Here is a 20,814-nt window from a genome sequence, read left to right as displayed (position 1 = left end):
CAAGGTGGATATTTGCTTGCAACCAGACGTAAGAAATAGATTCATCTGTTCCAGGACGGGTCTATTTCTTATTATGGAAGGCAAGGATCGAAACGACCAGAGTGGCGAACGAAATCATTAAAGCCAAAGCTTCATTCACGCCCATGCCGATCACCTCCTGCTGCCACCCTTGCTTAGCTGGTCTACTGTACTATATAATATGCCAATTGCTTACAATAAAAGAACCTTTTTGTAGGAAGCGCTTACATAAAATGTTGGTTTTTTGACGAGATCAGAAAGCATAAACATCGGAGGTTTATCATGCTTTTTGAGAATATTTCTTTTTAACCATGTTTATCCTTAAGATGGGAGCGGCTGACGGCCGCTCTTTTTCATGTTGAATTTCAAAGACGAACAGGATGGAAGGGGGGATTACAAGTTCTAGACTCTCAAGCGGTTTTTTGGTCAGGCTTTGGTCTTGATTTTGGTTTACGCTTACGTTTACGGAACAGGGAGGCAATCCAATAGAAAATCGGGATTAACTCCATGAGAATGAAAAATACCGCCATCCCGAAGGAATTGAAGTCTTGCTGAAAAAGGATCGGATTTTGCGAATACTGGTACGCAATTACGATAGCGGTTCCCCCAATGATCGCGATCAGGGGACCATCCATTTGCTTCAGTTTAAGGAGTTTCGCCATACACCTTACGCTCACGTGGATAAGAAAGGCACTGTGGAAGAACATCGAGCTGCTCCATAACCCAATGATCAGCGGATCGGAATTGCCGAGGAACCCGCTGGCTGCACGCATTAATTCGACGAGCGGATACTGCATCTCGCGCCCTAGATAGGGGCCGAAATTCAGCAATGCCGATGCCCATTGGAGCATTACGCCTATGGTGACCAACAGTCCTGCCGCAGCAAGGTTGCGAAAGGATTTCTTGTTGAATTGGATATAAGGAGCGAGAAAGAGGAACACGATCCATTCCGCGAAGAATGAAAGACAGAACAAACTGTCCTTGATCGCCGACTCATAATTGTGATGCCTGACCATCGCGATCATCATATCCCAATGCGCTTCCTTGAAGAAAAACATATTCATGGCAACAATGGCAACAACGATGACAAGAAACAGCCCGTCGGAAATATAAATCATCGTCTCCATGCCCCACCTGGCGGTAACCATAACGACCAGGCCCACAATCAGGAGGATGAACCACTGGGGAGATTCCCGCATGTAATTGGTATCGAAGAATAACGTGAAACCTTCGATATCCATCCCTATGTAATTGATAGACCAGAAGAATACCAAAGCGACGATCGGGAAGTGAATCCATTTGCTGACCAGGGCACTGCCAAAATTGATCCAGGGTTTCCGAGGATCCCACAGCCCGAGTTTCAACATAAACCACAAGAAGACCAAACTCATCGCATAACCACCCAAAATCGCAGCCCATCCCAAATATGCCGAGTTCCACAAGAGAGGAGTGACTAGAAATCCCGTAGGTATGGCGTTTAGATAGACAAATCCGAAACGAAACAGCTGCCAGGGAGTATTTCGCATGTTGGGTTCGTACATCCTTTCCGATTTTAAGTTCTTATAACTTATCCAGCCAACCGAACAGCAGCATAATCAGATGGTTGGGGGTCAGCCACTCGCGAGAGAACAAGGCGAATATATTCCAAACGGTACATGCAAGGATCAGGATGAGCATCGTCCACTTTTCGCGGGATCCCTTTGCCTTTTTCTTCGCGACATACCATTCCGCCAAGGCGTATACGAGAAACAGAAGAGCGAGCATCGGTCTGCCTCCTTATTTCAGTTTCGATTTGAGTATGGCCCCGAAGTTCCGTACCTTGATGTCGGCATCCACCTGGATCTCCACTTCGTTTTTGTAATAGTCGGGCCAGTTGGAGCGAACCTGATGCCAATGATCCGGATAGTTCCAGTCCACCAGCATCCCGAGCTGCAGAATGTCTGCTCCTACTCGTTGCGAAGTATGAAGGGCCTTTCTTAGATGACTTGCTATTTGATCATTGAGCTCATGCTCTATGATCTCTTTCGCCTGGAGGGTATCCAACTGCTTTTGATTTTTTTTGTATACGACATCTCCCGTTCCTTTTAACTTTATTGTGAACACTGGATGGCCAGAAACCATGCGCACGGATTTGCTAGAACTGGTTGAAATCAGGAAAACGCTGGCCTTCCCTTTTTCATTCCATGAAACGGTATATAGGGGGGCTTTTAATTCGTTCACTCCCCAGCTGACGGCAAGCGACTCCTCCATAGGAAGGGTGGCAACCAGCTTATGATTACGGAACAGCGCCGTGCCTTGAATTCCCGTCCACGGCTTCAGCTTCTCTTGGTCAGCGACCATGGGTTTCATGCCTGCCGCCAAATAGGTCAGGGCATACCCTTGATTGCCCGACTCGGCATAGAGGCAATCCTTCAGGTTCGTGGTGATCATGTTGTGCTGGTCCGCAAACCGGATGAGCACCTCCGAAGGCATCTGTTCAAAAACCGGCGTCAGCTCGGCGACTTTTTTCGCGTCTCCGGGCGCAACCATGATGTAAATGCTCATATTCGTTGTGGGTTCCCGTTGGAGCCAATCCATCAGATCCTCTAATCCGGCTTCCGCGTAGCTCTTGCCAACGACAACAACCTTAGTGTGGCTGAAGTCGAAACGCCGTGAAAGATCCCGTTGGATCAGGTGGAGGGCATCCTGCACGGTGGTGGAGGATTTGGTTACCATGGCATACGGATCTCCGCCGCCCTTTCCGCCTGCTTGACGCCCGGATGTGAGCCGATTCGGCAAGGGAGCGCTGATTGTCACTTCCACGCTATCGTCTTGCGGACCCTTATTCACGTACATGGCAAAAACGAAGGTTTGTTCATTGATCTCAACCTTGGTCATATTGAAGCCGCAGCCTGTCAACAACGATAATGGCAGCAGAATTTTCAACCATTTGAGTAGAAGCATTATCGTTTTCGTCTCCTTAAATTGTTGGATGATGCATAGGTTTTAGGCCTGTTCTTCATCAGCATGGACGGCGCCCGCACAAAGGTGTCCTTCCATTCCGATAAGACAAGGGGCGCAACGGGCTGCAGATACGGCGTATTAAATGACTTCAAGGAAGCCATATGTCCATACACCAGGAAGGCGGCCGTAAATACGCCGATCAAACCGAGCGTCCCCCCGAGTATAAGGATGGGAAAGCGCAGCAAGCGGAACGCCAGCCCCAGTTCGAAGTGCGGAATGATGTAAGATGCGATGCCGGTAATCGAAACCACGATGACCATGGGGTTCGATACGATCCCCGCTTCCACCGCGGCCTGTCCGATGACAATGGCGCCGATGATGGATATCGTCTGCCCGACGGGCTTTGGGATACGGGTCCCGGCTTCCCGCAGCGCTTCAAAGGTCAATTCCATGATCAGCGCCTCCGCTAAGGCGGAGAACGGTATGTTTTCACGCGATGCGGCTAAGGTGATCAGCAAATCGGTTGGTATGATGGATGGCTGAAATGTTGTGATAGCGACATACAGGGCAGGCATCAATAATGAAATAATCGCGAACATGAACCGGACGATCCGAATCCAGCTGGAGGAGAAGAAGCTGTGATAATAATCCTCGGACGACTGCAGCAGGGAAAATAGGGTGACGGGCACGATCAGCGCCGACGGCGTTCCGTCCTGCATGATGCCCACCCGGCCTTCAAGCAGGGATGCCGCAACGGAATCGGGGCGTTCCGTGTACTGGAACTGAGGAAAAGGGGATTTTACGCCGTCCTTCATTTGCTCAGACAAGGTGCTGATCCCAAACGTCCCGTCGATGGACATGCTGCTTAGCTGCCGGTCCACTTGAGCAACGATTTCCGGCTTGCACAAGCCGTCGACATACACCATATACACGGCAGTCTTGGAATAGTCGCCGATCTGGTAGCGCACGGTTTTGAGATCCGTATGCTTGATTTTGTGCCGGAGCAGCGATAGATTCGTGCCGATGTCTTCGATAAACGCTTCCTGCGGTCCGTTCACGACCAGCTCGTTCTGGGATTCGGAAACCGACCGCTTCTGATACAAGACAATGTCGAATAAATAAGCCTCGGCCAGCTTATCCACAATTATGACGGCCCTGCCTTCAACGATCATATCGGCAATATACTCGGCCGAGGAAGAACGCTCGAACGGAACCGACAGCATATCTCCGCGATCCATGCGGTCAATGAAATCAAGGAAATCATGTTGAACCTTCGCAGCTTCTTTAATCAACGGTTTGACGATGTATTCATGCAGGGTGCTGATATCCACGATAGGTTCAATGTAGATGACGGTACACGTTGATCCATGGAGACGCAAGGATTGGTAGATGACATCTTCGCAATGTTCCAGCCGCATTTTAACAGGATCGAGCAGCGCGGGCCGTACCTTCGATTTCATTGAAACTTCCCTCCTTTGCCGGTATATAGTAAGGCTCATCCTCTTTAGAATGCCGTACTTTTAGCAACTTATACCGAATTTTCCAGAGATAACAGCTCATACCTGAAGGGGAAATCACGAATAGACCGAGACAATTAAGCTTGAACGGTATAAATAAAAAACGCCCGGAATAGGATTCCGGGCGTTTTTACAGAGGGAGCTTCGGCCTAAGGCTTCGATTTTCCTCTACGAATAGATTCTTTGATCTTGTGGAGCAAAGGTTTGCGGTAGACGGAGAGCATGATTCGCAGCAAAATGTAAAGGATCAGCGTAGATAGAACGCTGTTGATCAAGGCGCCGACGAGAAAGTTAACGCCCATGTCGCCCAACCTGCCGAAATGGTCCGTTTCAACGATATAATCCGTCTCCGGAACGGGAACCGTGAGCGCATCTTCGATTTCGAAGGTTGCGGGAAACGTAGTGAACAGGTGCACAAACACGCCGATTCTATAGTTTAGATAGAACAGGATCGGCCACAAGACGGAGCCTGCGGAAGCTGCAAGGAAGGCGGAGGGGATGTTTCCCCTTACCATGCGAGCCAGCAGCGGAGCCAGCAGCAGATCGATGCCAAAGGTGGGATACCAGCAAGGAAAGAAGCCGACGGCAAAGCCGAGAGCGATTCGATGATCGCTATTTTGCATGCGAAGGGTCCGGAGAATATAGTATTTCAGTCGTCGAATGTATTTATGAAGCAAAACCGTTTCCTCCTGCAGGTACTGATGGGATATAAATATACTGGGATCTCTTGCGCAGCATTCTATGGGATCCTATTTATAATAGGAAGAACTTTCAAGAATTATATAGTAGACGCTCGCAAACCGTCAATCCAAAGAAGTTCGCAACGGAATATATGCGTGGAATATTACTTTGACACGCGTAGTAATGTGCGTTATATTATACCCATTCCATCCGTTAGGAGGTTCGGTTATTTGATTGAACCCTTACATAACAGTGACTTGATACGCGGCAATATTGATACCTTTATTTTGCGTGTGCTATCAGACGGAGACAATTACGGCTATCAGATCATTAAGGAGATCGCGATCCGGAGCGGGAATCGATTTGAACTGAAGGAGCCTACATTGTATTCAAGTCTGAGGAGGCTGGAGAAGCAGGGATTGATACGCTCCTATTGGGGAGAAGAAACTCAGGGCGGGAGGCGTAAATATTACAATCTCAGCCAGGAGGGAATGAAGCGCTTGCTGCGCAACCAAGAAGAATGGAAGGCGGCACGCGAGATTATCGATGTTCTGATCGGAAACGGAAAGGAGCTGAAATAGCAATGACCAACAGGCATGATCTGGAGATTTTTGTGGATCGCCTATTCGCGAATCAACGCAAAACCAAGGAAGTTGTGGATCTGAAGAATGAGGTTCTCAGCAATTTGGAGGCGCGGGTCACGGATTATATGGAGAACGGCATATCATATCAGTCGGCGATCAGTCTGGCGATCGAAAATATGGAAGACATCGAGGCTCTGATTGACGATAACCAGAAAATCTACAGCTACCGTTTCCGTCATGACCTCCTTCAGAGCGCTCTTATTTATTCTTTGCTGGCCTGGATCGCTACCATTCCGGTCCGGTTTTTGCCAAACGGGATGTGGGTAAACACGCTCCTCCTCTGTTTGGCAGCATTAACCGGTGCGGCGTATCTTTCATTGTCACGGCATCTGAAGCGATATGAAAAGCAGACAGCCGTCATCAATGCAGGAAAATTGAACCAATGGAGCAAGTGGGCTTGGTGGCTGTGGTCGATATTTATCGTGGTTATCTCCATGTATACCTTCGTGATTCAATACGGCAGCGATATATGGTTTGGGCGAGAACTGTCGGTCGACGGGCCTTATTCGTTCTACGTGACCGTCATGCGGTATGTGATCCCGATGACGTCGGTCATCATTCCGCTGCTGGTCCAGAAAGCTTATAAACTAACGTTTCAACTTGAGGTGAAGGAACCATGAGCAGAAAGAATTGGCTGATCGTTGTCCTGCTGCTGATCGGCATCGGGGGCATGACGGCCCTGGAGGGTTACATCAAGCCCAAGGCAAATGAACAAGCGGTTCAATATGAAGCGGAGCAAAATGATCCGTTGACGCACGATATACGGAATTCGCTGAACTTCGCCAGCCCATACATGGGCAATGCCGGGAACCTGATCAATTTGAACGCTTCGCTTCCGATGCGTGACATTGAGCGCACATTTCAGCTGTATCCGGAAGAATTGACGGCCGAGCTTCGATTCAAGTCCAGGATCGGCGATCTGAAAGAGGACAAACTGAAGAAGATGCTGGTCTATAATTCCACAGCGAATTTTGCCATGATTGATAATTTGGATACATTGATCTTCAAGTTTGAAGACCGGTCTTTCACCATCCGTCGGGGCGAGGTGGAGGCATGGTATGGCATCGGGACAGGTCTTGCATCATTGCGGGAAGCCGTGACATGGGAGAAGGAAGTACAAGCCCGTCTTCACGATAACAAGTATGTAAGTGAGTATGTAGAAAACCTGATCGAGATCAAGTTTCTATAGAGATAAACCGGAGGGGAGTGAACTTGATGGGTTCAGATCAACGCCAATTCATCCTGGGTGCTTTTCTGATGAATTACGGCCATCATATTGCTGCATGGCGGCATGCCGATTCGGCAGGGGTCGGGGCGATGGACTACGATTTCTATAAACGCTGTGCCCAAGCAGCCGAACGCGGGAAATTCGATATGGTATTCCTTGCGGACAACAACTCGATCCCGTTGATCGAGGATTTACGGACGAATGTCAGCTTTCTGCAGCCTGAAGCGCTCACCATGCTGAGCGGCCTCGCCGGGGTGACGGAACGTATTGGATTAGCAGGAACGGCATCTACAACCTTCAACGAACCCTACGCATTGGCAAGACGCCTGTCCACGCTGGATCATATTAGCGGCGGCAGAGCCGCATGGAATGTGGTGACCTCCACGAAGGATGCGGAGGCACGCAATTTCGGCTCGGCGGAATTAATGGAGCACGAAAAACGGTATGAAAGGGCGGAGGAATTTCTACGAGTCGTGACCGGATTATGGGACGGCTGGGAGGACGATGCCCTTGTGTTGGATCGGCAAAAGGCGATCTTTGCCGATACGGCACGGATTCATCGGGCGCATCATGAAGGTGAGTACTTCAGGGTGGAAGGGCCCTTAAACATGCCGAGATCTCCGCAGGGGAGGCCTGTCATCATTGAAGCGGGAACCTCGGCTGCCGGAAGAAGGCTGGCGGCTCGAACGGCTGATGTCGTGTTCACGGCCTGCGAGAGTAAGGAAGATTCGATCAAGTATTACCGCGAGTTTAAGGACTTGCTCATGGAGTATGGACGGGAGAGGGAAGAGGTAAAGGTTTTGCCGGGATTGTTGATCTTCCTCGGAGAGAGCGAAGCCGAAGCTTTGGCGTATCATCGAACATTCAGCGAGCTCATTCTGCCGGAGGCAGGGGTGAAGTATTTATCCCAATTGCTGAATGCGGATTTGACCGGATATCCGGTAGACGGCCCGCTGCCCGATTTGCCGCGGGAAGGAAACAGCAGCCGGGCGATCATGATTATGGATATGGCCGCGAAGTCAGGGATGAGCATTCTGGAGCTCGGCCGGCATTACGCAGTGTCGAGGGGACATATGACGATGGTTGGCACTGCGCAGCAAGTTGCCGATATGATGGAGGATTGGTTTCGCAGCATGGCCTGCGATGGATTCAACATTATGGCCCCTCTCCTCCCGAGCGGGCTCGAACAGTTTGTGGAGCGCGTAGTACCGCTGCTTCAGCAGCGGGGGCTGTTTCGCGAGGATTATGCGGGCAGAACGCTACGGGATCATCTCGGGCTGATCCGGCCGCAAACCCAACATGAAAAATAATTGACGACAAAATTAGACGGTGTTATAATCCTACTTAACATATCGGAAATGATAGAATTAGAGAATTTGTTTATCTACCGAACCAACGGAGATAAACGAGAAGTTCGATTCTAAAGGGCTTCATGGATCATTTATAACCATAGTAGGATTGATGCACATTCTACCGGACAACCGGAGATGCATCCTTGGATCAAGTTGTGATCCGAGGTGTGTCTCCGGTTGTTTTTTTATGAATCTAGGGAAGTGGGGGGCTGTAATTATGCAGTATAGAACACTGGGAAGAACCGGAGTTCAAGTGTCGGAGGTAAGTCTCGGGACGATGTCTTTCGGGCGCTGGATCGATGAGAGGGCTTCGGCCGCCGTATTGGATCAAGCGCTTGGTTCCGGCATCAATCTGATCGATACGGCTGACGTGTACGGCACGGGCATGGATAACGGAAACGTCAATCAGCTCGGGGAATCGGAAGAAATTCTGGGCAGGCTGCTGAAGGAGCGAAGACAGGACATTCTCCTGGCAACCAAGCTGCATAATCGCATCGGACCCGGCATCAATGACCAGGGCCAAAGCCGCTATCATATTTACCGTGCGCTGGAGAACAGTCTAGCCCGGCTCCAAACGGATTATATCGATCTCTATCAAGTACATCGGTTTGATGAGTTAACCCCGCTGGACGAGACGCTTGAGGCGCTTACGGATCTTGTACGGCAGGGGAAAGTGCGTTACATCGGCTGCTCGAACTATGCGGCTTGGCAGCTCGCCAAAGCCCACGGCATCAGTGCGCTGCATGGCCTTCGCCGGTTCGAAAGCGTACAGCCGGAATACAGTCTCATTACTAGAGAGATTGAACGCGAGCTGATTCCCTTTGCCCAGTCCGAGCAGGTCGGGGTTATCGTGTATAGTCCGCTCGGCCGGGGCATATTGTCCGGCAAATATCGGGCGGGCGAAGCTCCCCCAACGGACTCGCGCCTAGCTGCAGGCGAGCAGCGGTTACGATTGCTGCTGAACCAGCGGCATGCGCTTTCCATCGTGGAGGGGATCCGGCCGCTGGCCGAGCAGCGGGGATGGACGCTTCCGCAGTTCGCCCTGAATTGGGTGCTCAGCCGCCCTGGCATCACGTCAGCCATTGTCGGGGCATCGAAGCCAGAACACATCGCGGATACGCTGAAGCATTCGGATGAACGGCTGACAGAGGAAGAACTGCAGGAGATCGACCGCTTGACGGAGGAATCCCGCGGATAAAGCAGATATAACGCCAGTACCTATTCGGCATGATCATGATCAACCATAACCAATATGGATCAGGAAGGTGACACAACCATGAGTTCAAAACGTCGTCAATTGCATCTTGGATTGTTCTTATTCGGGACGGGCTATCATCCCGCGGGCTGGAGGCTGCCCGAAGGCAAAACGGACGGGGCTTACGATCCCCAGTTCCTGAAGGAGGTCGCCCAGAAGCTTGAGAAGGCCAAGTTCGATTTCTTTTTCCTGGGGGACCGATTGGCCACGAGCGCGGATATGCAGCATTTATTCCCTTCCCAAATGACGCGGCTGGAGCCGTTCACCATGCTGTCCTATCTGGCAGCGGCAACGGATAAAATCGGTTTGATCGGCACGGTGAACACCACCTATGCCGAGCCTTACAACATCGCACGCTTCACGGCATCGCTGGATCATCTCAGTCGGGGCCGGGCCTCATGGAATGTCGTGACAGGCTCCGATACGCGGGCTGCGCTGAATTTCAGCCGGGAGAAGCATTGGGATAACGCCAAGCGGTACGACTATGCCGAGGAATTCATCGAGATCGTCAGCGGGCTGTGGGACACCTGGGAGGATGACTCCCTTCCGCGGGACAAGGCAAGCGGCGTGTTCGCCGACGGCAGCAAGGTGCATGCCCTGGACCATGTCGGCGAGCATTTCTCCGTCGCCGGGCCGCTGAACATTCTGCGTCCGATACAGGGACAGCTTCCGCTGATCACGGCAGGAACCTCCCTGCGCAGCCAAATGCTGGCGGCCCAATACTCCGACATGGTCTTCACCGGAACGAACGTCAAAGAAGTTGCCGTGAAATTTTACAAGGAAGTGAAAGGGCGCCTGCCGGCGTATGGAAGGGAAGCTTCGGATTTGAAGGTCCTCCCCGGGCTGGTTCCGATCGTGGGCCGGACGGAGGAAGAAGCACGGGCCAAATATGCGGAGCTGAACGAACTGGTGGTGACCGATTTCGATCTGGGTCCCCTTTCGGATAAGATCGGAATCGACCTGAGGGGATATTCGCTGGAGGATCCGCTGCCTGACCTATCCGCTTCGGAAGCCGCACTGCACTGGGCCGACTTGGCCAGAGGGGCGAACGGACGCGAGGATATTACGATCAGGGACCTGTTCTATTTCTTCACCGTCACGGTCCGCGGACATCTGCTCGTGGTCGGCAGCGCGCAGCAGGTAGCGGATATCATCGAAGAGTGGTTCCGGGATGAAGCGGCCGACGGGTTCAATGTTTGCCCTCCCTATATGCCTGGCGGTCTGGATCTGTTCCTGGAGCTGGTTGTGCCGGAGCTTCAGCGCAGAGGCTTGTTCCGCACCGAGTATGAAGGCAGCACCTTCCGGGAGCATTTGGGACTGAGCCGCCCAAGGAACCGTTATGACCTGATTGCGAAGGGGTGAGCCGGATGGGAACGAGGAATGCCAAGAAATTCCCCGGCATCTGGGCAGGTCAGGGGGCATTGCTGCTGGTCATACTGGGGATCTGCGAGGTTCTGGTTCGCACGGAGACCGTCAGCAGCTTGTATCTGCCTGCGCCTTCCCAAGTATTCCGCGAACTACTCAAGCTGTTCGGTGATGGGGAGATCTGGAAGCACCTGTACGTCACATTGGCCGAGTTCGTTGCGGGCTACGGCATTGCGGCCATTGGCGGGCTCGTCGTCGGCATGGCTCTAGTGCTGATCCCATGGGCGGAGCGGTTCTTCCGGCCGTACCTTTCGGCGCTGATGGCGATTCCGAAGGTAACGATCGTCCCGCTGCTGGCGCTCTGGCTCGGGATCGGGATCACGCATAAAATATCGATTGTGTTCCTGTTTTGTTTCTTTACGATCACGGTCAATACGATGACCGGAATCAAACAGACGGCGGACAACCATCTGAAGGTAGCCAAAGTATTCGAGGCGACGCGCTATCAGACCATCATGAAGGTGATATTGCCATCGGCTGCGCCCACCATTTTTGCCGCTCTCCGAATTTCGGCCGCTACCGGACTGGTCGGGGCGCTGTTCGGGGAGATGCTGGCGTCGAAGGATGGCCTTGGCAATATTCTCGTGAAGGCGACATCGCTGTACAATACCGCGCAGGCTTTTGCCATTGTAGCGCTGGTTACCGTCGTATCCGTACTTATCATTTCATTGATCGATTTGTTGGAACGCAGCGTTTTTTTGAAATGGAAATCATCATAGACCATCGGGCAAAAGCACCACTACCAGGGGGAGAGAACCATATGAACAGAAGAGGAATACGTCCATACCTAATAGCACTTGCGGCGCTATGGCTGATCGCCATGACGGCCGGCTGCGCAAGCGGTCAAGATAACGGGAAGGAAGCGGCACCGTCCGCCGGGGACGGAGAGAGCGCGGCAGGCGCCAAGCTGGAGAAGATCCGGTATGCGCCGCTTAGCGGGGTCAGCGGACTGGCGGTGTCCTTCGGGGCGGAGAAGGGTTTCTTTGAGGAGGAAGGACTCGACGTCGAATTTATCACCACCAAGGACCCGATAGCCGGTCTGACCAGCAAGGACATTGACGTGGTCGACGTGGCCACGACGACGGCGATCGTGGCTGCGGGCAAGGGCGCTCCCGTCAAAATCGTCTCCTCCATGTTCCGGACCAAGGGGCCGTTCTACCTGATCGCCTCGCCGGAGATCCAGAAGGTGGAAGACCTGAAGGGCAAGAAGGTGGGCATCGCCGTGTTCGGCAGCGGCTTGGAGGTATATACGCAGGTCATCCTGAAGGAGCACGGATTGAGTCCGGACGATGTGACCTTCATTGCCAACAGCACGCATCAGGCTGCTTACGCGAGTCTGGAAACCGGACAGGTCGACGCCACCATCATTCATGAACCGTTCGCTTCTCTGGCTGAAAAGCAGGGAAAGGGCCATATCATCGCTACAGGCTGGGATTACCTGCCGACCTTCCACACCGGGGTGCTGGCGGCCCGCGACGGTATTCTGGAAGAGAAACCGGAATTGGTCGAGAAGCTGCTGCGAGCTTACTTCAAATCGCAGGAGTATGCGAAGAGCCATCCGGACGAGTTTAAGACTTACTATCTGAACAACATCGAGATCGATCCCGAGGTGCTGGATCTGGCGCTGAAGCGCGAAGAGGTGCTGTGGGAGAACAATCCGGACGTGGACATCAACGCGTTGAATGATACCCAGCAGATTCAGAAGGAGCTGGGCTTCCAGGATGAGATCTACAAGGTGGAGGATATTCTGGACCTCAGGTTTATTCCGAAAAAATAAAGTATGGCAGGAGGCGTTCCTATGTCCGGCTTTACGGTTGAAAATGTCTCGAAGGTCTATGGCGGCGATCTTCCAACGATCTCGCTTCAAAATATAAACCTGCAGGTGAGGGACGGCGAATTTCTGTGCATCCTCGGGCCGAGCGGCTGCGGAAAAAGCACGCTGCTGGAGCTGCTGGCGGGATTGCAGCTTCCGACGGAGGGCGACATTTTGCTGGATGGCAAGAAGGTTCAGGGGCCTACGCGGAGCTCTGGGGTCGTATTCCAGGATGCATCCCTGTACCCGTGGCGCACCATTTCGCAGAACGTCGGCCTTGGGCTGGAGCTTGCCGGCATGAAAAAAGCGGAGCGGCAAACGCTCGTGGACAAATATCTGAGCATGGTCGGCTTGGAGGGATTCGGCTCGAAATATCCACATCATTTATCGGGTGGCATGCGGCAGCGAGCAGGGATCGCAAGAGCGCTCGTGAGCAGTCCCAACATCCTCCTGATGGACGAGCCGTTCGGCGCGGTGGACCATCTTACCCGGCTTCAGCTTCAGCAGGATCTGCTCCGCATATGGCAGGAGGAGCAGAAAACGGTGGTGTTTGTGACCCATGACGTATCCGAAGCCGTCTTTCTCGCAGACCGGGTCGTCCTGCTGTCCCCGCGCCCCGGGCGCATTCACCATATTTTCGACGTTCCCCATGAGCGTCCGCGCAAGCGGGAGGATGCCAGCCTTCTGAAGATTCAGAACGACATCTACGCTGCGATTTATGACGTCAAGACGGAAGAGGATTTGGAATTTACGATTTAAACGGCAGCTTGATATCAGAAGGGACGAGGAGCCTATGTCAAATATCGTAAGCAAGGAATGGGTGCTGGAACAGCTGCAGTCGAATCCGGGTCAGCTTGTCGTTGCGGACGTCCGATTCAGCCCGGGCGATGCGAATTACGGCTACGAGGCTTATCAGCGCGAGCATGTGCCCGGTGCCGTATTCGTTGATTTGAAAAAGGATTTGACGGATTCTCCAGGCGAGCACGGCGGCCGGAGCCCCTTGCCGCATACGGAGGAGCTGGCCCGGAGGCTCGGCAAGCTCGGGATCGATGCGAGTAGGCCCGTCGTTGTCTATGACGATGACCTTCGCCCGGAAGGTGCGCGGTTATGGTGGATTTTGAAATACCTGGGCCACGGTTCGGCATATATATTGGATGGAGGATTCGCCGGCTGGAAGTCGGCCGGATATCCGCTCACCTCGAAAAGAAGCGAGGCGGCTCCGCGCGTATTCCAGCCGAACGTGCGGGAGGAATGGCTGGCTGATGTGAATGAGGTGAGGGCAAAGATCGGCAAAACCGGCGTGACCCTGCTCGATTCAAGGGATTGGAAGCAGTTCACGGGAGAAACGGCACCACAGGATCCGGTGGCCGGACATATTCCGGGAGCGGCGCATGCCTATTGGAAGGACGGGATCGATGAAGACGGGACGCTAAAGGGAGCCGAGCGGCAGCGGGAGCGTTTTGCCGGGTTGTCCTTCGATGATGAAGTGATTGTATATTGCGGATCTGGGTTGTCGGCTTGCCCGAACGTGCTGGCTTTGCGGGAAGCCGGGTACCGCAAGGTGAAGCTGTACGCAGGCAGCTGGAGCGATTGGATCAGCTACAAGGACCATGAGATTGCCGCAGGTGAAGATTGATCATGGATCATGCTGAGACTGCCGCAAGTTAAGGTGCTTCTCGCAGGTTATCCCGACTTGACGTAAGGTTTATCGACGGTATAGTTGAAATCATAACCGTTCGAAATCGACATGCGGCAAGGGGGGTTAACAACCTTGATGGAATGTAAAAGTTTTATTGGCGCGCATGATGAACATTGGGAAGATGACGGCTTAAGAAGCCACCAGGAACTTGAGATTACGTTGATAATGGAAGGTAGCGGCCGCTTTTGCGCGCACGGCAGGGATGCGAGAGTGGAATCCGGGAACGTGGTTCTCATTCCGTCCGAGGTTCCCCATTCGTTCCACGCGTTGTCTCCTATACGCTTCGGCGTGCTTTTGGCAGACCGCATTCCGTCTGAGGTGAAGGAGCTGTTCGACAGGCTTATTCAGGATGGCCGCACTCGTATCATCGCCCTGTCCCGTCTGGATCGGGACTGTTATGAACGCTTGTTCCGCGAATGGCTGAGAATCCGTTCTGCTCCGTTGAAAGACCCGATACGGAATTATGCGGTCTGGGTGGAGCTGCTTTTATTGTTTCTTAACGAACACGCCCATTCCGATCATCAGGCGCTGTCCATCTCGTTCATCGGCGACTACATCCGGCAGCATATCCGGGATCCAATGCATGTCTCTACCCTGGCGGAAATGGCGGGGCTGTCCGAGGATGGCTTCCGCAAGCAGTTCGCCAAAATATACGGCATGACCCCGAAGCAGTACCAGCAGCAATGCCGGCTTGCGGAAGCGAAGTGGCTCTTAAGCTCCTCCGATAAAGACCTTCAGTCGCTTGCCGAATCGGTCGGCTTCTCCCAGCTTCACTCGTTCTCGCTCTGGTTCAAAAAAATGGAGGGCTGCCCCCCATCGGAGTGGAGAAACCGGCAGCGCCTATATCATCACTAACGCGCTTACGATAGCCTACCGCGGATGCAGACGGGTTTTGCGTAAATTTGGTTCGGTTTTCGGTAACGACTTCCTCTTCCGGATCCAATAGGATAAGGATACTTGAAGCGTAGGCGTTTCGCTTCAGGTTATCCTGACGGACAGAAAGGGAGGTTTGTTATGAAGGTGACCATCGGACAACGGGAATTGGAGTGGGGAGGTAAATACCTCACGGAATTAAGAGACTGCAATGACATGCTGGAGGATACGGTCGCGCTGCGAAACCGGCTGCAGGAGGATGGATATCTCCTGATTCGCGGTTTCCATAAGCGGGAACAGGTCTTGAACGCAAGAATGGAGTTCTTGAATAAACTCGGGGCCATGGGCAGGCTGGATCCCCATGCCCTTGGCGAAGACGGGATCATCGGATCGGAGAACAAGGGCGGAATGTGGGGCGGCAGTACCGAGGAATTGAAGCCGGATTTCCCCCAGTTTTTGGACGTTGTCAATTCGCCAGCGGTGCTGGACTTCTTTGGACGATTGCTGGGCGGAGCCGCGATGACATACGACTACAAGTGGCCGCGCGCCGTCGCTCGCGGAGGCAATACCGGCGCTCATTACGATGTTGTGTATATGGGTAGAGGCACGAAGGATTTGTACACTATGTGGACGCCGTTTGGGGATATCCCTCTTGAAATGGGAACGTTGGCGATGTGTCTCGGGTCCCAGCATTTTACGAAAATCAAGATGACCTACGGGGAAATGGACGTTGATCGTGACAATGTTGCCACGGGCTGGTTCTCCGAGGATCCCGTCGAGATTGTGGACCGTTACGGCGGGCAATGGGCGACGACCGCTTTTGAAGCCGGAGACGCCATTATATTCGGAATGTATATGATGCACACCTCGCTGAACAACAGCACCAACCGTTACCGAATCAGCGCGGATACCCGTTATCAGCTTGCATCCGATCCGGTGGATGAGCGATGGATCGGCCGCAAACCCAAAGGTCATTATGCTTGGGGGCGCACACCGCAGAAGTCCGTAGCCGAAGCCCGCAAGGAATGGGGAGTATAAGAGTTCTAATGGCTTAAGCTCAGATTTGCAAATAGAGTACATCGCAAAAAAGAACATAAAGCTCGTCGACCAGATCACTGGAGGCATGGCCATGAAGCCGTGCCTCTTTGTTATTTTTATGCGGTGAAGGCAGGCGTATCATGCTCCGCATGTTGCATTTGGCAGGAAGCATTTTATTTGAGGCGGGAGGGATTTCATGTGAAGGAGATGGTCTTCGAGCATGCCAATATGAAGTACGGCATACCTTCGGACATGGAAAGAAAGGGCGGAATCTGGATTCTCCGTGCAGGCCGGAGTTTGGCCAGGCCCAACTACAGCGTCGGCCCCAAAATATCCGAGAACTATGCGCTGCATTTTGTCCTGAACGGGAAAATCTCGCTGGCATTCGGGGATAAGGTGGTTACGTTGTCGGCAGGAGATGCCTTTTGCCTGTTTCCTCATACGAGGTACAGTTATTGGGAACCGAACGGCGATCTCGAACCGACGCTGCGCATGCAGTGGATCGTCTTGGACGGAGAAGCAGCGGAGAGCGCATTGACCCGAATCGGGCTGCACCCCTCCACGCCCTTTCTGCATAACGTGATGAAGGGCGGGCTGCAGGCGGCGTTGGATCAAATTTACGGGTGCGTGGATGACGATACCATCGGTCACGAGTTTGGACGGCAGAAGCGGTTGTATCAGCTGTTTGAACTTTTGGCTGCCGCTCCGGCCAAAAGAGAAACGAAACCGAACTGGCTCGAACAAAGCGTGCACTACATGGATTCCCACTACATGGAAGGGATCACGGTGACGGATGTGGTCCATCAAGCCGGCGTGCACCGGACGCATCTGTACTGCGAATTCATTCGGGTGCATGGCATCAGTCCGAGCCATTATTTGATGAAGCTGCGGATGGAGCGGGCAGCGGTTCTGCTGACCGAAACCGACGTGTCCGTGACGGAGGTGGCGTTCTCGCTGGGATATTCCAATCTCCACACGTTTTCGAGAGCATTCGCTAAGTATTATCGCATATCGCCTACTTCGTATCGGCTGCAGCATGCGCCGGTACCAATGTAGTCTAGTTGAGTAGGAAAGGGTATGCATAACAAGACTGTGACAGGGAGAAGCCCGCAAGACCTGTTGCAGTCTTTTTCGCTTGTATAGGCAGCAAGTGCCGTTAAATAGTGTCGTTTTATCCTTGGAATGGCTAAGATTTCCAGATCTTTTGCATGTAGGATAGAATTGATCAACCATCCTTGGTGGCTATCACATCCATTTTGATGAAGGGAGGAGTTAAAACGATCAGGGCTTTCGGGGAGCACGGTATCTTTGTTCTTGCATCCTATTATTACATTTCAAGAAAGAGGTGTTATTCATGAAAAAGCTAAGTGTGTTCAGAAAGAAAATGACGACAATGCTTATGGCTGGCAGCTTGTTATGCGGATTGTTGGTACCGATTCAAGCGTCGGCTGCCGACGTTGCATTTAATGAGCCGCTGAACGGCAAGAACCCTAATCTGTTTTATACTTCCGACGGCTGGGCGAACGGCCCGGATTTCGGAGTGGGCTGGAAGGCGGCAAACCAGGAGTTCTCTAACGGAATTATGGCTTTACGGCTTGACAATGCGGGATGTCCTGCGAGCTGCTCGGGCAAATCCTATGCTTCCGGTGAATATGCGACACATCTGAAGTACGGCTACGGCCGGGTTGAAGCGCGGATCAAAGCGGCTAAGGGAACGGGCTTGGTGACGAGCCTCTTTACGTATTCCGGTCAAGCCACAGGCACGTCCAATGACGAAATCGATATTGAAATTCTGGGGAAGGACACTACGAAGATGGAAACGAATTATTTTACGAATGGCGTAGGCCAGCACAGCACCGTCATTGATTTAGGGTTTGACGCCTCACTTGATTTTCATAACTATGCGTTCGAATGGTCACCATCATCCATCAAGTGGTACGTAGACGGCCAACTGGTCCATACGGAGAATGGCTCCCGCGGGGCGCTCCCGACGAGTCCGGGCCATATCATGGTTAATCTGTGGTCAGGGTCAGGACCGGCTGAGATATGGACCGGAACATTCAATTACCCGGGTTCGCCGATACGCGCGTACTATGACTGGATCAAATTCACGCCGGCCAACTAGTTTATCGGGAATTCAGCCGATGATTTTATCAGGTATGTTGGAGTTTCTTTGATGAGCATCCGCTCAGTGTTCTGGAATCATCGCACCAACAACAAGCTGCCCCAGGTCAGAAATGACATTTGGGGCAGCTTTTTATTTACAACTATGGAATATAGATGATAGAGTTTTTCACAACAAATGTATGGATGCAACGCTTACAAAAAAATATCGGTTATGGAGGGATTTATCATGCCATCGATCATGCGGGAAGAAGCGATACCGAAGGAAAAAGTAATATTAGCCAAGAATTATCCGATTTTTGTCGCCGATACGATTGGCGTGACCAGCCCCTATCAGAAGCTTCATTGGCACAACGTGCTGGAGATAAATTACATTAAATCCGGTATGGGTTACTACATCATCAACGGGCAAAAATTTGAATTCCAGCAAGGGGATGTGCTTCTCATCAACTCGAATGATCTTCACTGCGCTTACGAGACGAAGGATCTGGTCATGACTGTCATTTCATTTGATTCGACTTGGTTTATCCATAACCTCCGGTTCGATCCGGAACTGTTCAGCCCGTTCCGCGAGATGGGCAAACATTACATGAACCTGATCCCCCGCGACCATCCGGCCATGGGGAAGCTGCGTTCGCTGCTGTTTGAGCTGCAGGAGGAGCATGTGGGGGAACAGCGGTCTTACGCTACGGTCGTGTACTCGCTTCTGCTCCAATTCCTGGCCACCGTAAACCGGCAGTGCCGGATCGAAGGGGAGGGCGGAAGCGAACCCAGCATCAGCGAACGGCAGCTGGAGAAAATGCGTCAAGTCATCATGGTGATGGAGCAAAATTTCGCTCACCCCTGGACGCTGGAGGAGTTGGCTTCCCTGGTCTATCTCAGTCCTTCCAGGTTCAGCGAAATATTCAAGCGCGCGGTCGGCATGCCGCCCCTCTTGTACCTGATCCACATTCGCCTGGAGCAGGCGGTCACAATGCTGGAAGGAGGCCATATGAAAGTGATGGACGTCGCCCTGGAATGCGGCTTCCGCACGCTGACCAATTTTAATCGTCTGTTCAAAAAGCACATCGGCATGACGCCGAAGGCTTCACAAAAGCAACATTCCTAAAAACCAGTGAAATAGTGCTGGTTTTTGCTTGTTTTAGCAGAGAAATGAGCCTGGTCAGGCGATACAATAAAGTGGCAAGCATCTCAAGAATGTGTCAATAAACCTAACACAAAATAAAAAGGGGGAGATGCCAATGCCGCAAATCGGGATCGACAGCAGGGCGGAGACACCTGTGAAGAAAGGGCGCTTGCGCCGCTTTCTGAAGCAATGGGATATACAGCTGATGGTGCTTCCGGCCATGATGTTCATTCTGGTCTTCAGCTACATTCCCATGTACGGAGTGCTCATGGCATTCCAGGACTACAGTTTGTTCAAGGGGTTTCTGAACAGTCCCTGGGTCGGCTTCAAGCATTTTGAAATGTTCTTTGAAGCGCCGGAGTTCTGGACCATTATGCGGAACACCCTGGTCATCAGCCTGCTGAAGCTGTGTATCGGGTTCCCGGCACCCATCCTGCTTGCGTTGATGCTTAATGAAGTAGGGAGGCGTTCCTTCAAACGGATCGTCCAGACGATCAGTTATCTGCCCCATTTTTTGTCATGGGTCATCGTCTCCGGTTTTGCGATATCGATTCTATCGACGGATAACGGCAGTCTGAACATTCTGCTGCAGAAGCTGAGCCTGATCGATGAACCGATCAATTTTCTGTCGGAGCCGAAGTACTTCTGGAGCATCCTGACGGTAACGAATGTGTGGAAGGAGATCGGCTTCTCCTCCATTGTGTACTTGGCGGCCATCGCGGGCATCAATCCCCAGTTGTATGAAGCGGCTTCGATTGACGGCGCGAGCCGTCTGAAACAGATTATCTCCATCACCATTCCATCCATCATGCCGATCATCGTCGTGTTCTCGATTTTGGCGATCGGCAACTTCCTGAATGCCGGTTTTGAGGACATTTTGCTTCTGGCGGGCAATCCGGTATTGCGGGATGTCAGCGACGTGCTGGACACGTACGTCTACCGGATTGGCATTCAGAACAGCCGATTCTCCTACGCAACGGCGGCAGGTCTATTCAAGGCGATCATCAGCGTATTGTTGTTGGCCGGAGCCAACTACTGGGCCCGACGGTCGGGGAACAGCCTATGGTAGGGCAGAAAG

At 52.4% G+C, this 20,814-nt stretch carries 21 protein-coding genes; 16 read left to right on the top strand and 5 right to left on the bottom strand.

What is annotated here, in order from left to right; genetic code table 11:
* Positions 1-428 precede the first annotated feature (428 nt).
* The 5 genes from MHI43_RS25485 to MHI43_RS25465 form a co-directional block, all read right to left on the bottom strand.
* Entirely contained in the window at positions 429-1,544 is a 1,116-nt protein-coding gene (locus MHI43_RS25485; RefSeq protein ID WP_036659911.1) for a GerAB/ArcD/ProY family transporter, read from the bottom strand.
* Positions 1,545-1,578: 34 nt separating this feature from the next.
* Positions 1,579-1,782, bottom strand: coding sequence for a hypothetical protein (locus MHI43_RS25480; RefSeq protein WP_015737081.1), 204 nt, complete (start codon positions 1,780-1,782; stop codon positions 1,579-1,581).
* Between the two features lie 12 nt (positions 1,783-1,794).
* Positions 1,795-2,961 carry a Ger(x)C family spore germination protein gene (locus MHI43_RS25475; RefSeq protein ID WP_015737080.1) on the bottom strand — a complete coding sequence of 389 codons (1,167 nt, stop codon included), beginning with the start codon at positions 2,959-2,961 and terminating at the stop codon, positions 1,795-1,797.
* Positions 2,961-4,421 (bottom strand): spore germination protein, encoded by a 1,461-nt coding sequence (locus MHI43_RS25470; RefSeq protein WP_015737079.1) that lies wholly within the window; start codon positions 4,419-4,421, stop codon positions 2,961-2,963. The genes MHI43_RS25475 and MHI43_RS25470 overlap by 1 nt, the downstream gene beginning before the upstream one ends.
* Before the next feature lie 206 nt (positions 4,422-4,627).
* Positions 4,628-5,155, bottom strand: a complete 528-nt coding sequence (locus tag MHI43_RS25465; protein WP_009595805.1) for a DUF2062 domain-containing protein — start codon at positions 5,153-5,155, stop codon at positions 4,628-4,630.
* A gap of 234 nt (positions 5,156-5,389) precedes the next feature.
* Between MHI43_RS25465 and MHI43_RS25460 the strand changes: the two genes are divergently transcribed.
* From MHI43_RS25460 to MHI43_RS25385, 16 genes are all read left to right on the top strand, one after another.
* A complete protein-coding gene (locus MHI43_RS25460; RefSeq protein ID WP_009595802.1) occupies positions 5,390-5,740 on the top strand; it encodes a PadR family transcriptional regulator in 351 nt (116 codons plus the stop codon).
* Between the two features lie 2 nt (positions 5,741-5,742).
* Entirely contained in the window at positions 5,743-6,423 is a 681-nt protein-coding gene (locus MHI43_RS25455) for a permease prefix domain 1-containing protein (protein ID WP_036659908.1), read from the top strand.
* A complete protein-coding gene (locus MHI43_RS25450) occupies positions 6,420-6,992 on the top strand; it encodes a DUF4825 domain-containing protein (RefSeq protein WP_036659906.1) in 573 nt (190 codons plus the stop codon). The genes MHI43_RS25455 and MHI43_RS25450 overlap by 4 nt, the downstream gene beginning before the upstream one ends.
* A 26-nt stretch (positions 6,993-7,018) precedes the next feature.
* Entirely contained in the window at positions 7,019-8,341 is a 1,323-nt protein-coding gene (locus tag MHI43_RS25445; RefSeq protein ID WP_036659904.1) for an LLM class flavin-dependent oxidoreductase, read from the top strand.
* A 259-nt stretch (positions 8,342-8,600) separates the two neighbouring features.
* Entirely contained in the window at positions 8,601-9,581 is a 981-nt protein-coding gene (locus MHI43_RS25440) for an aldo/keto reductase (RefSeq protein ID WP_036659902.1), read from the top strand.
* 78 nt (positions 9,582-9,659) lie between these two features.
* Positions 9,660-11,000 carry an LLM class flavin-dependent oxidoreductase gene (locus MHI43_RS25435; protein ID WP_015737074.1) on the top strand — a complete coding sequence of 447 codons (1,341 nt, stop codon included), beginning with the start codon at positions 9,660-9,662 and terminating at the stop codon, positions 10,998-11,000.
* Between the two features lie 5 nt (positions 11,001-11,005).
* Positions 11,006-11,782 (top strand): ABC transporter permease, encoded by a 777-nt coding sequence (locus MHI43_RS25430; RefSeq protein WP_015737073.1) that lies wholly within the window; start codon positions 11,006-11,008, stop codon positions 11,780-11,782.
* A gap of 41 nt (positions 11,783-11,823) precedes the next feature.
* Complete coding sequence (locus MHI43_RS25425; RefSeq protein WP_015737072.1) at positions 11,824-12,840, top strand: ABC transporter substrate-binding protein; 1,017 nt, start codon at positions 11,824-11,826, stop codon at positions 12,838-12,840.
* 21 nt (positions 12,841-12,861) lie between these two features.
* On the top strand, positions 12,862-13,635 hold the full coding sequence (locus tag MHI43_RS25420; RefSeq protein ID WP_015737071.1) for an ABC transporter ATP-binding protein: 774 nt from the start codon (positions 12,862-12,864) through the stop codon (positions 13,633-13,635).
* Positions 13,636-13,669: 34 nt separating this feature from the next.
* Entirely contained in the window at positions 13,670-14,512 is an 843-nt protein-coding gene (locus tag MHI43_RS25415) for a sulfurtransferase (RefSeq protein WP_015737070.1), read from the top strand.
* A 138-nt stretch (positions 14,513-14,650) separates the two neighbouring features.
* A complete protein-coding gene (locus tag MHI43_RS25410; protein ID WP_036659899.1) occupies positions 14,651-15,430 on the top strand; it encodes an AraC family transcriptional regulator in 780 nt (259 codons plus the stop codon).
* 159 nt (positions 15,431-15,589) lie between these two features.
* A complete protein-coding gene (locus tag MHI43_RS25405; RefSeq protein WP_036659897.1) occupies positions 15,590-16,486 on the top strand; it encodes a phytanoyl-CoA dioxygenase family protein in 897 nt (298 codons plus the stop codon).
* A gap of 207 nt (positions 16,487-16,693) precedes the next feature.
* Positions 16,694-17,542, top strand: a complete 849-nt coding sequence (locus MHI43_RS25400; protein WP_235201619.1) for an AraC family transcriptional regulator — start codon at positions 16,694-16,696, stop codon at positions 17,540-17,542.
* Between the two features lie 298 nt (positions 17,543-17,840).
* Positions 17,841-18,611, top strand: coding sequence for a glycoside hydrolase family 16 protein (locus MHI43_RS25395; protein ID WP_015737066.1), 771 nt, complete (start codon positions 17,841-17,843; stop codon positions 18,609-18,611).
* A gap of 228 nt (positions 18,612-18,839) precedes the next feature.
* Positions 18,840-19,718 carry an AraC family transcriptional regulator gene (locus tag MHI43_RS25390; protein ID WP_015737064.1) on the top strand — a complete coding sequence of 293 codons (879 nt, stop codon included), beginning with the start codon at positions 18,840-18,842 and terminating at the stop codon, positions 19,716-19,718.
* A 133-nt stretch (positions 19,719-19,851) separates the two neighbouring features.
* Positions 19,852-20,805, top strand: a complete 954-nt coding sequence (locus MHI43_RS25385; RefSeq protein ID WP_015737063.1) for an ABC transporter permease subunit — start codon at positions 19,852-19,854, stop codon at positions 20,803-20,805.
* Positions 20,806-20,814: the final 9 nt, after the last annotated feature.

Origin of the sequence: Paenibacillus sp. FSL H8-0457 (genome assembly GCF_038051935.1) — a bacterium.
Lineage (GTDB): Bacteria > Bacillota > Bacilli > Paenibacillales > Paenibacillaceae > Paenibacillus_AQ > Paenibacillus_AQ lautus_A.
Note: the sequence above shows the minus strand (reverse complement) of the source record. Positions and strands in the feature narration are given on the sequence as shown.

Excerpts from the sequence above, each read along its gene's own strand:
- MHI43_RS25430 (WP_015737073.1), top strand. The coding sequence starts at position 11,006 with ATGGGAACGAGGAATGCCAAGAAATTCCCCGGCATCTGGGCAGGTCAG.
- MHI43_RS25485 (WP_036659911.1), bottom strand. The coding sequence starts at position 1,544 with ATGCGAAATACTCCCTGGCAGCTGTTTCGTTTCGGATTTGTCTATCTA.
- MHI43_RS25470 (WP_015737079.1), bottom strand. The coding sequence starts at position 4,421 with ATGAAATCGAAGGTACGGCCCGCGCTGCTCGATCCTGTTAAAATGCGG.
- MHI43_RS25395 (WP_015737066.1), top strand. The coding sequence starts at position 17,841 with ATGAAAAAGCTAAGTGTGTTCAGAAAGAAAATGACGACAATGCTTATG.
- MHI43_RS25410 (WP_036659899.1), top strand. The coding sequence starts at position 14,651 with ATGGAATGTAAAAGTTTTATTGGCGCGCATGATGAACATTGGGAAGAT.
- MHI43_RS25435 (WP_015737074.1), top strand. The coding sequence starts at position 9,660 with ATGAGTTCAAAACGTCGTCAATTGCATCTTGGATTGTTCTTATTCGGG.
- MHI43_RS25475 (WP_015737080.1), bottom strand. The coding sequence starts at position 2,961 with ATGCTTCTACTCAAATGGTTGAAAATTCTGCTGCCATTATCGTTGTTG.
- MHI43_RS25420 (WP_015737071.1), top strand. The coding sequence starts at position 12,862 with ATGTCCGGCTTTACGGTTGAAAATGTCTCGAAGGTCTATGGCGGCGAT.
- MHI43_RS25400 (WP_235201619.1), top strand. The coding sequence starts at position 16,694 with ATGGTCTTCGAGCATGCCAATATGAAGTACGGCATACCTTCGGACATG.
- MHI43_RS25390 (WP_015737064.1), top strand. The coding sequence starts at position 18,840 with ATGCCATCGATCATGCGGGAAGAAGCGATACCGAAGGAAAAAGTAATA.
- MHI43_RS25450 (WP_036659906.1), top strand. The coding sequence starts at position 6,420 with ATGAGCAGAAAGAATTGGCTGATCGTTGTCCTGCTGCTGATCGGCATC.
- MHI43_RS25455 (WP_036659908.1), top strand. The coding sequence starts at position 5,743 with ATGACCAACAGGCATGATCTGGAGATTTTTGTGGATCGCCTATTCGCG.
- MHI43_RS25445 (WP_036659904.1), top strand. The coding sequence starts at position 7,019 with ATGGGTTCAGATCAACGCCAATTCATCCTGGGTGCTTTTCTGATGAAT.
- MHI43_RS25440 (WP_036659902.1), top strand. The coding sequence starts at position 8,601 with ATGCAGTATAGAACACTGGGAAGAACCGGAGTTCAAGTGTCGGAGGTA.
- MHI43_RS25425 (WP_015737072.1), top strand. The coding sequence starts at position 11,824 with ATGAACAGAAGAGGAATACGTCCATACCTAATAGCACTTGCGGCGCTA.
- MHI43_RS25405 (WP_036659897.1), top strand. The coding sequence starts at position 15,590 with ATGAAGGTGACCATCGGACAACGGGAATTGGAGTGGGGAGGTAAATAC.
- MHI43_RS25385 (WP_015737063.1), top strand. The coding sequence starts at position 19,852 with ATGCCGCAAATCGGGATCGACAGCAGGGCGGAGACACCTGTGAAGAAA.
- MHI43_RS25415 (WP_015737070.1), top strand. The coding sequence starts at position 13,670 with ATGTCAAATATCGTAAGCAAGGAATGGGTGCTGGAACAGCTGCAGTCG.
- MHI43_RS25480 (WP_015737081.1), bottom strand. The coding sequence starts at position 1,782 with ATGCTCGCTCTTCTGTTTCTCGTATACGCCTTGGCGGAATGGTATGTC.